The 11393-nt window shown below is 45.2% G+C and carries 10 protein-coding genes and 1 pseudogene; 6 read left to right on the forward strand and 5 right to left on the reverse strand.

Going from position 1 to position 11393, the window contains the following annotated elements; all coding sequences use genetic code 11:
- A partial coding sequence (locus GBV73_RS08990; protein WP_152878962.1) for a hypothetical protein occupies positions 1-308 on the reverse strand: 308 nt, incomplete at its 3' end.
- Positions 309-385: 77 nt separating this feature from the next.
- Between GBV73_RS08990 and infB the strand changes: the two genes are divergently transcribed.
- On the forward strand, positions 386-2179 hold the full coding sequence (gene infB, locus GBV73_RS08995; RefSeq protein WP_152880870.1) for a translation initiation factor IF-2: 1794 nt from the start codon (positions 386-388) through the stop codon (positions 2177-2179).
- A 30-nt stretch (positions 2180-2209) separates the two neighbouring features.
- The gene (locus tag GBV73_RS09000; RefSeq protein ID WP_152880872.1) at positions 2210-2821 is read left to right on the forward strand and encodes an asparagine synthase-related protein; all 612 of its coding nucleotides are present in this window, start codon (positions 2210-2212) and stop codon (positions 2819-2821) included.
- Here the strand turns inward: GBV73_RS09000 and GBV73_RS09005 are convergent.
- Positions 2812-4533 (reverse strand): glutamate--tRNA ligase, encoded by a 1722-nt coding sequence (locus GBV73_RS09005; RefSeq protein ID WP_152880880.1) that lies wholly within the window; start codon positions 4531-4533, stop codon positions 2812-2814. The two genes, GBV73_RS09000 and GBV73_RS09005, sit on opposite strands and share 10 nt — an antisense overlap.
- 98 nt (positions 4534-4631) lie before the next feature.
- Here GBV73_RS09005 and ndk point away from each other — a divergent pair, with 98 nt between their 5' ends.
- The 3 genes from ndk to GBV73_RS09020 are packed head-to-tail and all read left to right on the forward strand — an operon-like array spanning position 4632 to position 6971.
- A complete protein-coding gene (gene ndk, locus GBV73_RS09010) occupies positions 4632-5153 on the forward strand; it encodes a nucleoside-diphosphate kinase (RefSeq protein WP_042698008.1) in 522 nt (173 codons plus the stop codon).
- A 54-nt stretch (positions 5154-5207) separates the two neighbouring features.
- Positions 5208-6470 (forward strand): C69 family dipeptidase, encoded by a 1263-nt coding sequence (locus GBV73_RS09015; RefSeq protein WP_152880883.1) that lies wholly within the window; start codon positions 5208-5210, stop codon positions 6468-6470.
- A 33-nt stretch (positions 6471-6503) separates the two neighbouring features.
- Complete coding sequence (locus GBV73_RS09020) at positions 6504-6971, forward strand: COG2426 family protein (RefSeq protein ID WP_152880885.1); 468 nt, start codon at positions 6504-6506, stop codon at positions 6969-6971.
- Positions 6972-6985: 14 nt separating this feature from the next.
- On the opposite strand, the gene GBV73_RS09025 is transcribed toward GBV73_RS09020, so the two are convergent.
- The 3 genes from GBV73_RS09025 to GBV73_RS09035 all read right to left on the reverse strand — a co-directional run bounded on the left by GBV73_RS09025 (position 6986) and on the right by GBV73_RS09035 (position 11101).
- Positions 6986-8311, reverse strand: a complete 1326-nt coding sequence (locus tag GBV73_RS09025; RefSeq protein ID WP_152880874.1) for a TldD/PmbA family protein — start codon at positions 8309-8311, stop codon at positions 6986-6988.
- A 6-nt stretch (positions 8312-8317) separates the two neighbouring features.
- On the reverse strand, positions 8318-9736 hold the full coding sequence (locus GBV73_RS09030; protein ID WP_152880876.1) for a TldD/PmbA family protein: 1419 nt from the start codon (positions 9734-9736) through the stop codon (positions 8318-8320).
- A 141-nt stretch (positions 9737-9877) separates the two neighbouring features.
- Positions 9878-11101 (reverse strand): DUF4350 domain-containing protein, encoded by a 1224-nt coding sequence (locus GBV73_RS09035; protein ID WP_152880878.1) that lies wholly within the window; start codon positions 11099-11101, stop codon positions 9878-9880.
- A 62-nt stretch (positions 11102-11163) separates the two neighbouring features.
- Here GBV73_RS09035 and GBV73_RS09040 point away from each other — a divergent pair.
- Positions 11164-11393: pseudogene (locus GBV73_RS09040) on the forward strand (IS982 family transposase); the annotation flags it as partial.

Raw genomic sequence — 11393 nt, forward strand, 5'->3', positions numbered from 1 at the left:
TTCTCCCAGTTGTGGAGGGTTGAGTAGTGAATGTTTGCTCCGAAGAATTTTCTGCCGTAGTGCTGGGCGTCTCTGAGAGGTAGGTTGTAGTATTGTTTAAAGAGGAGTATTGCCAGTATTGTTTTTACTGGAAATTTTTTGGATTTTGGCAGGTTCTTCAGCTTTCCTTCTGATTCGAAGTCTGCTAAAACGTCAAGAATTGCGAATGCCACGCTTTCAGGGTCTTTGAGTCTGTGATCCCATCTGGGGATCACGACAACCACCCGAAAGAATTCAGCAAAAACCCTAATAAAGGTTACTATAAACACGCCCCCCTAACCTTTAAAAAGCGGGTGTTTTAGTTAATCCCGTAACGCTTATCAAAAGTTTTGTGGAGTGTGAGATTATGAAAAAGATTAGACAACCAATTATAGCCGTTCTTGGGCACGTAGATCACGGTAAGACCACATTACTCGATAGGATACGTAATACACGTGTAGCGGAGAAAGAAGCCGGTGGGATTACCCAGCACATTGGTGCTACTGAAGTTCCTATCGAAGTGGTCAGACAACTTGCCGGGCCCCTCTTAAGCTTGTGGAAGGGTGAAATCAAGATTCCGGGCTTGCTTTTTATAGACACTCCCGGTCACGAAGCTTTTACAAGCTTAAGGGCTAGGGGAAGCAGTTTAGCTGATCTAGCAATCCTTATTGTTGATATAAACGAGGGCTTCCAGCCCCAGACTCTTGAGAGCATAGAGATTTTGAGAAAATACAGGACTCCTTTTGTTGTTGCTGCAAACAAAATTGACCGTATAAAAGGGTGGAAAATCGTTGAAAACGAGCCTTTCCTGGTGAATATCAAAAAACAAGACCAAAGAGCAGTTCAGGAGCTTGAGACAAAGCTCTGGGAGTTAATTGGAAAATTTTATGAACTCGGCTTCCAGGCCAACAGATTTGACCGTGTTCAGGACTTCAGAAGAGAGCTTGCTATAATACCCATCTCAGCCAAATATGGAATTGGCATTCCAGAGCTGCTGGTACTTATAGCCGGTTTGGCCCAGAAATATCTCGAAGAAAAGCTGAAGATAGAGGTTGAAGGGCCTGCGAGAGGAACTATTCTAGAAGTTAGGGAAGAAGTCGGATTTGGAACCACAATAGATGTGATAATCTATGATGGAACACTGAGAAAAGACGACATAATAGTCGTGGGTGGCAAGGACAAGGCAATCGTTACGAAAATAAGGGCTCTCCTTAAACCGAAACCCCTCGATGAGATAAGAGACCCAAGATACCGCTTTGATCAGGTGGAAGAAGTTTCTGCCGCGGCTGGTATTAAGATAGCCGCTCCAAACTTAGAAGATGCCCTTGCGGGTTCGCCCGTTATAGCGGCGAGAAGTGAGGAAGAGATAGAAAGAGCAAAGCAGGAAATCCTTGAGCAGATAAAGAGTGTAATTATAAGCACCGACAAAGTTGGGGTCATTGTAAAAGCTGATACGATAGGAAGCCTTGAAGCACTTAGCAAAGAGCTGCAAGCAAAGAACATCCCAATAAGAAAGGCAGATGTTGGGAACATAAGCAAAACAGACGTTATGGAAGCACTGAGCGTAAAAGAGGAAGAGCCCCGCTACGGTGTTGTCATAGGCTTCAATGTGAAAGTTAACGAAGATGCAGAGGAAATTGCAAAGGCCAAAAATGTCCCGATATTCGTTGGAAACATTATCTACAAAGTCATAGAAGACTACGAGGCGTGGGTAAAAGCTGAGGAAGAAAAGAAGAAAAAAGAGCTCTTGGCTCAGACGAAGTTCCCCGGAGTCATTAGAATCTTTCCGGACGAACGCTACATCTTTAGAAGGAGCCACCCAGCGATAGTAGGGATAGAGGTCCTTGAAGGCAGAATAAAGCCAGGGTATCCACTTATGAAGCAGAACGGAGAGAGAGTCGGCGTTATAAAATCAATCAAGTCAAAAGAAGACTTCCTGCAGGAGGCAAAGAGAGGAGATCAGGTTGCTATAGCCATCGACGGTGCAATAGTAGGAAGGCACATTCATCCCGGAGAGATACTCTACGTCGATATAAGCAGAGACGACGCAGTAAGGCTTGTGAAAGAGCTCAAAGACATACTGGACGAGAGCGATATAAGGGCATTAAAAGAGACTGCAAAGGTGAAGGCCCAGCAGGATCCATTTTGGAGTGCTCTCTGATTTTAACCTTTTTAACCACTGGTGAGCTCTATGGAGGTTTATCATTTTTACAGCGGTGGAAAAGATTCTTCACTCGCGGCATACATCCTGAGACAGCTGGGATATGAGGTAAAGCTTATCACGATTAACTTTGGAGTCCTCGACAGCTGGAAATATGCAAAAGAGACTGCTGAAGCCCTTGGCTTTTCCCATGAGGTAATCTTCCTTGACAGGGAAATCCTTGAGGAAGCGGCTGAGATGTGCATAAGGGACTCCCATCCTAGCAATGCAATTCAGTTTATCCACGAAAGAGCGTTGGAGGAAGTTGCAAAGCTTGAGCATGTGGAAAGGATAAGCGATGGAACAAGAAGAGATGACAGAGTGCCCTTCCTTGATCAGAGAAAAACGAGAAGCCTTGAGGACAGGTTTAACGTTCAGTACATAAGGCCTCTTCTCGGTCTGGGCTATAAGACAATACGAGAGCTTACGGAGAAGCTTTTCGTGGTGGAGCTTAAAGAAAGTGAAAAGCTCGAAAAATCTGACTATGAGGTTGAGCTTAGACATCTTTTGCGGGAAAGAGGAATAGACCCTCTCACGATTTTTCCAAAAAGGCACCTGCAGTCAAGAGTATTGGGGTGGAAAAAAGAAAAGGCTCATTTGTGAGCAAATATCGCTATCACTTTATCCCCTTCAACTTTGTCCACCCTCACGAAGCCAAAGCGTTCAAACTGCACGATGTCGTCAACTTTTAAGTTCGCATTCTTCTCGAGCAGTCCGGTTCTCACGATAAGCTCTTCTCCCTCTGGGACAAGAACTTCGCACGGCTTGCCTTCGGGGACCCAGTGAATCATCCTCCATTTGTTCTCTCTGGCTTTCTCGTATTCAATGCTGTCAAACTCTGCTGTGATCCTTTCTTCGCTAACTTCAACTATTCTGACGTTGAACAGATCCTTGAGCCTGATGTATTCGTTGTCCTTCAATAGCTCAAGGTCGTCTTTTGAGACATAAATTGGCTTTCCGGGGGTGAATTTGAGTTTCCTAACTCCCCTTTCCGGGTAATCGGGATGGAGAGGTATCTCTGCTGTGAATTCTTCATCATACCCCTTAATCTCCATCGGAATTGGGTCGGCGACGAAGAAATACCTGTTTGCTATTGGCTCAAGTATCCTTCTGTTTATTGCAGCTAGATTGTCCCAGCTTACGGTTGTGTCGCTCTTCTTGAGCCCGACTTCAAGTATAAGTTCCTTAATGGCCTCTGGCTGAATGCCTCTTCTCCTCAGTGCTCTGATAGTTCCAAGTCTTGGGTCGTCCCAGCCGAGATACTTGCCCTCTTCAATACCCTTTCTTGTCTTGGATTTGCTTAGGATTACCCCTTCAATGGAGAGCCTTCCGTGGTGGACTGCCTCCGGGTATTCCCACCCAAAATACTCGTAGAGGTATCTCTGCCTCGTCTCGTTTTCGGCATGCTCTTGCCCTCTGAAGATGTGTGTAACACCAAGCTCGTGGTCGTCTATAGCGGAGGCAAAGTTGTAGAGCGGCCATACGCGGTACCTGTTTCCGGTTCTTGGGTGGTTGGGGTTGTCAATTATCCTAAGGGCCGGCCAGTCTCTAACAGCCGGGTTTGGATGGTTTAGGTCGGTCTTAATTCTAACAACAGCTTCTCCCTCTTTGTATTCCCCGTTGAGCATCTTTTCCCACTCTTTTAGCTGGACTTCTGGGGGAAGGTCTCTGTGGGGGCAGGCTTTTCCTTCGTCTCTAAGCTTTCTGAAGTGCTCCGGCTCACAGGTACATACATACGCCTTTCCCATCTTTATGAGCTCTTCAGCGTATTTATAATAAATTTCGATCCTGTCGCTCGCGTAGTGAATCTCATCTATCTGGAAGCCGAGCCACTTCAAATCCTCAATTATCCAGTCGTAGAATATGGGCTCTGGCCTTTTAACCTTTGGATCGGTGTCGTCAAATCTGAGGATGAACTTTCCATCATAGAGCCTTGCATACTCGTGGCTTAGGATAGCTGCCCTTGCATTTCCAAGATGAAAAGCTCCATCCGGGTTTGGCGCAAATCTCGTGACTACTTTTCCCTTTTCTGCCTTTGGTAGTGGTGGGAGGCCTTTCTTTTCTTCTTTTTTCTCCTTCTTCTCCTCAAAGAACTCGGGATAGATCTCTCTGAGTTTTGCTTCCTGCTCCTCCTTGCTCATGGAGTTAACTTCCTGAACAACATCATTGACAAGAGGAATTATCTCTTTTGCCTTTGGTCTCAACTCCGGGTTCTCGCCCAGTATTTTTCCTATAACAGCTTTAGGGTTTGCTTTTCCATCATGCTGCACTGCATTGATGAGCGCATATTTGAGTATGATTTCCCTGAACTCCATTTTCTTCACCAGAGGGAAAAGGCAGAGGTAAGTTATAAATCTTGTGCGGGACTAAAAAGGATTTTAAATCCTCGGGCTTATTCTTCTTGGTGTTGCCAATGAACAAGACGGAAAGGACTCTTGTGATTATAAAGCCCGATGCTGTTGTTAGAGGTCTTATAGGTGAAATTATAAGCAGATTCGAGAAGAAAGGTCTTAAAATAATCGGAATGAAGATGATTCACATCGATAGAGAACTGGCAGAAAAGCACTATGAAGAGCACAAAGGAAAGCCCTTCTTTGAGCCCCTGATAGACTACATCACAAAAGCGCCAAGCGTAGTCATGGTTCTCGAAGGTAGGTATGCTATAAGCGTCGTAAGAAAGATGTGCGGCGCAACTGACCCCAAGGATGCAGAACCGGGAACCATAAGGGGAGACTACGGTCTTGACGTGGGAGATGCGATTTACAACGTTATTCATGCCTCAGACAGCGAGGAAACAGCAAAGAGGGAGATAGCTCTCTACTTCAAAGAGGATGAACTCTTTGAATACTGCAAAGCAGCTGACTGGTTCTATCACTCCCACTGGGACAAGGAGAAAGGGGAGTACCTAGACTCCATAGATTGCTTGAAGCCTTGATGCTTTTCCAAATTGTTAAAAACCTCTATCTCCAATCTTTTTTAGGTGCTGTATATGTGTGATATTCTTGTTGCAACGCCTAAAGCTACTGAAGAAAAGGTAATGCTCTTTGCGAAAAACAGCGACAGAGACCCAAATGAGGCTCAGGTTCTTGAAGTTATTCCAAGACAGAAGCATGAGGAAGAAACCGTTAAGCTAACATACGTTGAATTTCCTCAGGCTAAAGAGACTTACGCGGTGATTCTTTCTCGCCCCTGGTGGATTTGGGGTGCTGAGATGGGAGTTAACGAGTTTGGGCTTGCGATAGGCAATACCGCTGTTTTCACCAAGGAGAAAATCCCGGAGAAAGGAATCCTAGGAATGGACATGATAAGGCTTGCCCTTGAAAGAACGAAAACCTCTAAAGAGGCACTTCATTTCATAATTGATATAATCGAGAGCCATGGGCAGGGAGGAAATGGTAGCTATGAGCACAGACTGCTCTACAGCAACTCATTTATAATTGCGGATCCACAAGAGGCGTGGGTTTTAGAGACTGCTGGCAAGCACTGGGTTGCGAAGAAGATTGAGAGCATCTATTCTATTTCAAATGCTCTCACTATAGATGATGACTGGGACTTAGCTTCGGAAAGCGTCGAGAGGCTCGCCAAGAGGCCAAACTTCAGTTTTGCAAAGCACTTCTCCGATAGATTCTATACCCACTTTGCCCATGGGAGGGAGAGGAGAGCCTTCACATATCGGAAACTCAAAGAAAGAGAGGGAGAGATAACTTTTGAGTACATGATAGAAATTCTAAGGTCTCATAGCTTTGAACCATATTCCCCTGAAAAAGGCTCCATGAGAGATATCTGCATGCACTATGGTGGTTTAACACGGCCTTCCCAAACCGCTTCATCTCAAATCTCGGAGCTTGGGAGGGATGTACACTGGTTCACCGGAACTTCACTTCCCTGTTTGAGCATTTTTAAGCCAATATCTTTTGAAGGTGGAATTCCGGAGTCAGAGGTGCCTACGAACCGCTATAATCCTAAAAACTACTGGTGGAGAATTGAAAAGTTCCACAGGCTGTTCCAGACTAGCTATCAGAGGTACATTGAGGAGTTCTTGAAGGAAAGGGATGAGCTGCAGATGGAGATAATAAGACGGACGAGGGAACTTAAAGAGAACGAAAGCCTTGCAGAACTCACAAAATGGGCATTTGAAAAGGAAAAAGAGCTTGTAGAGAAGTGGGAAGAGAAAATTACCCGTGGCAGATATTCGTTCTTCTATCGGCGAAACTGGAAGAAAGTAAACGAGAGAGCGGGAATAGGTTTTTAACCCCTCTTTATTTTTATGAGTTTGGTGCTCAAAATGAACGGTCTGCTCGAGGTGTTTTTGCTCTCACTTGTTCCAACGTTTGAGGGGAGGTATGCCATAGTATATGGCATAGGTAGGGGTTACTCTCTTCCCGGTACTTTGATTATGGCATCTCTTGGAGTGTTGCTGCTTTCCTTGGCTTTACCGCTCCTTCTGCCCCTGGTAGACTGGGTAATGCTCAGGCTCAAAAACACTCCCCTGGGGAAATTTGCCGATTTGTATCTGAGGTATGTGGAAAGGGTTAGAAAGAAAGCGCATCCCTACGTGGAGAAGTGGGGGTTTTTGGGTCTTATCATCTTTGTTGCCGTACCTCTTCCGGGGACGGGAGTGTGGACGGGCAGTTTAGCCGCTTATATCTTTGGAATGGAAAAAAGAAAGACCATACCAGCCCTCATCATTGGAGGGCTTTTGAGCATCCTCATAACCCTAATACCAAGCTTGGGCCTGTTGAAAATAATTTAGAAAAGAAAAAGGCTTTACTTTGTAGCCCTTGTTATTCCAACATCTTTTACCAGGACATAGGGGGTAAACACTGGAGTATTGACTTCCCACCAGTGGATGTGATAGAGGTCTTTTCCTAATGCTGCAATGCTCTCAAGTATGTGCTGGAGGTTGTCGCTTACCCTTATGTTCCTTATGGGCTTTACTATCTCGCCGTTCTCAATTAAGAATGCTCCATCCCTTGGAATCGTTGAGAAGTCTCCGGTAACGTAGTTCTGGAACCTTGTGTACCACACGTTGGTTATGTAGATTCCACGCTTAACCTCGCTGAAGAGCTCCTCCTTCGAGTAGTCTCCCGGTGAGAGGTATACGTTCCATGCATGAGGCATTAACAAACCTGCATTTGCAGTGGTTTCCGTGTTGTATTTCTTTGCAAAGCTTGTGTTGAGGAGATATGTCTTCAGAACTCCGTTCTCAATTATTGTTGTTTCCTTTGTAGGAACACCTTCGTCGTCAAATTTCCTTGTTCCATAGGCGTTTGGCATGTTACCTATGTCCTTGATCGTTACACCCTCGTTTGCAACCTTTTGCCCGAGTTTGCCCACTAGGAAACTGAATCCCGCCTCTACAGCAAAGGCTGAGCTCATGGAGCTCATGTAGCGCATTAAGTTAGCGAATGCTAGTGGGTCGAATATCACGTCAAAAGTCCCGGCTTCACCTTGAACAGGATTGACGGCCATCTTTGCAATTTCCCCAGCTTTCCTTCCCGCACTCTCTGGGTCAAACTTTTTGAGGACTCTCACAGAGTTTGTTCCGTGTCCGCTCTCTTCGTCGCCTATGAATGCCCTTATGCTTATCTCTATCCCCGTTCCCTCGTCAAAAGCCTCGACGCCGTTGCTTGTTGTTAGGTAGAGCTTGTTGTGGTCGGTGTAAAGGACGCCAGCGGTTCTCTTTGCTCCTTCTTCGAGAGCGGCATTTATTGCAGCCTCAACGTATTCGTTTGGCTCATCAAGCTCAATTATCGCCTTATCAAAGGTCTCGGGGATGTCTCTGTATTCAAAGGGCCCCTCGGCTATTCCGTAGTAGTCCTCTTTGGGAGCAAGGTTTTTAACGCTCTTCATGAGTGCTTGAAGAGATTTTTCTATTGTCTCCTCATCCAGAGCTGTTAAAGTTGTTGAGGCCAATCTCTTCTGGTACTCAACGAAAAGCTCCACCCTCTGTGTGTGCCAGTTCTTTGCAACGGTTATCTCGTTGTTGGCAAACCTCACCTGCCTCCTGTTTTGCTCATAAGCCAATACAACAACATCGCCAAAGCCTAGCTCCTTTGCCTTTTTCAGGATTAGTTCGTTAATCTCGAACATCTTTTTTCACCTCCTCAGCACGACATCCCTAAGTCTCGCATGGGCCCCTCCCATCCATACCGGAACTCCCTGACTAGGCTCGCCTTTTCCACATGTGCCCGGATAGAATTCTACTTCTTTTCCGACGGCATCGACGCTGCTCCACAGTCCTTTGGTGGTTATCTCAAGAACTGGTCTTCTTACTGGGTGCTTTATCTCGCCGTTCTCGATTAGGTAAGCCTCTCTGCCGATGTACCTCTGCTGGTATCTCCTATCGTCTATGTTCCACTCGTTAAAGCTCACCATGTAGACGCCGAGCTTGACGTCCTCAATCAGCTCCTCAAAGGAGTAATCTCCCGGGGCTAAGTATGTGTTTGCCATCCTCACTATAGGCTCGCGGTTGTAGTTAAGTGCCCTCGCAGCCGCGTTTGATTTCATTCCAAGGTAAGCAGCATATTCCCTGTTCATCAGGAACTCGTTTATTATACCTTCTCTGATGAGATACCTCGGCCTCGCTTTTACACCCTCGTCATCGTATAGGTAGAAGCCCCAGCTGTTCGGAATTGTTGGGTCTTCTATAACGGTCACAGCTTCACTTCCAATTCTTTCTCCAAGCATCTCGGGCTTTACAAAGCTCTCTCCAGCTTGAGCCGCTTCTCTTCCCATTATTCTGTCGAGCTCATAGGGATGCCCAACACTCTCGTGGACTGCTATACCAGCAACTTCTGGGCTTATGACAACATCGACTTTCCCTTCCGGCGGCTTTTGTCCCTCCTTTATTAGCTTTTGAAGGGCTTTGACATCCTTAACGGCCCACTCCCATGGCTTATCCTTCTCAATAAGCTCAAGCCCGCCGGAAAATGCCCTCTGGACGAATGGGGCCTGCTCCATCTGTCCGTCCTCGAAGACAACTAGATTGTAAGTTATGGAAACCCTAGGTATAAGGCTCTCGACAAGGGCTCCTTCGTTGTTCATGAAAACCTTGTGCCACATGAAGTCTCCATACCTCAAGAAGCGCATTGGGGTGTTTACGCCGGTTTCTTTTACACTCTCCTCGATGAGCTTGAGGTATTCCATTTTTTCCTCGGCACTAACATTTCTGAAGTCCTTCTTCATCTTCACTTCGTAGAAAACCTGATGGAAGTCTTCCTCGCTGAACTGTATGGGCTTATTTCTTAATTTTGCCGCGGCTTTTGCGAGCTTTACAGCTTTTTTAACGGCTTCTTCCACGCTTTCCTTTGTTAAGACGTTTGTAGAAGCAAAGCCCATCCCGCCGTTCACAAGAACCCTGATACCTATACCTCTATCGGCTAATATCCCAAGCCCTTCCGGGTTGCCGTTCTTCATGACTATTTCCGTTCCGTTCTTCTCCTCGAACCTTGCTTCTGCATAACTCGCACCCAGCTCCTGGGCTTTTTCGACGGCAAATTCAACAAGCTCATGCATGCACATCACCTCGGGTTAATGCATATAAAAGTGCCCTCTTGAAGTATAAAATCGTTTCGTTTCGATGAATGTAGAAATGATGTTCTTATTATCCCTTGCTTATATAAAAATGGAGTAAAAATATGGGGGAAGAGAACTGAATCAGATTTCCCCTGCTAACCACAGCAAAACCCCTTTCAGGAATGGCCAGTTGCTTTCTATGTACTTTCCGTAGTAATCGTCGCTGAGGGATTTGCTTGAGCCGTAGGCGACTATTCTGCCGTTTTCTACTTCAACAGCTGCTGCTACAACGGGTTTTGAGCCCTTCTCTTTTGTTACTTTTCCGCTGCTATCTACTGCATAGGAGGTTGGGTATCCTCTGACAATCCAGACCGCATTTCCACTTATATCTAAAGTGCCTCCATTGTAGTAGAGCTGTGAGTCCTCGTTTAGGAATCTAGTTGCCGGATGGTCGAAGTTGAATTCACCTATTAATGGGAAATATGAACGTCCTGTATTCTTATCATCATCCATAAGCTCGTCTGGGTTGAATTTGATTCCAAATTCTTCTGTAATCCTGTTGAGGCTCTTGTAATACACATATCTATACCAGTCTCCAGTTATAAGCAGTCCCCCACCTTCCCTTACCCACTCTTTAACTGCTTGCGCTTCTTGTTCGGTGATATCTTCTCCCGGATTTGTTATAATAAGCACGTCGTACTTTGAGAGAAGCTCTTTGCTCAGGCTTTCTTGGTGATTCACATCCACTAACCATCCGAGCTCGTCTTTTATTCTGGTCATTAATCCGCTAAGTCTTTGGTCATTATAATATTGGTCATGGCTTGCATCGATGAGAACTCTAACTACCTTAACTATTATTTGGGTTTGATTCTCCGTTACTGTGGTTGTTTGATTCATAGTTTGATTTGAAGGTTGTGTAACGTTGCTTGGTCCCGGAGTTGTTTCATTTCCTGATGGTAGGGTTTGGTTTGCCTGTTGGGCGATTAACTCCCTAACTTCTTGAAGAGTGGCGTTCAGTATCGGCAGTATCTCTTTTATTTTTTCTTCGGTTTCTTTTGTAAGGAAGTATGCTTTTCTAATGTTAGCCATTGGCACTAGTGGATATTTAGTCCAATAAACCGACTTCTGTTCGAGATACTTTGAATAGTATTCCTCAATTTGTTCAACATTTTCATTTATTTCGTTGATTTTATCTTCTATTGAACCAAAATCTACGCCATAGCTTTGTAATTCCGAAAGTATCTCCGAGTACTGGGCATATTGTTCTTCAAATTCTGGTCTCAAGCTCATTGTATACCTGAAATCGTAGAACTTCAGAAGATAATTAATTACAATTCTGGGATGCTCAATTACCTTTGTTGACAAATATTACCCTAGTTCCCATTAGATCGTTAGGGTTATAAGTACTTAAGTTTTTTGGTTGATTGGTGGTTGTATTGAGTTTTCAGAGGGAAATCCTGATCATAAAATCCGAAATCTACCCGATAATCAGCAAACACTACCCGAAAAACACTCACAGGGAAATAATCAGCCTCTACGACCTGATAACCTTCGCAATACTAGCCCACCTGCACTTCGGAGGAGTTTACAAGCACGCTTACAGAGTCCTAATCGAAGAAATGAAGCTGTTCCCCAAAATCAGGTACAACAAACTAAC

It is taken from the genome of Thermococcus sp. 101 C5 (genome assembly GCF_009372125.1).
GTDB classification, from domain to species: domain Archaea; phylum Methanobacteriota_B; class Thermococci; order Thermococcales; family Thermococcaceae; genus Thermococcus_A; species Thermococcus_A bergensis.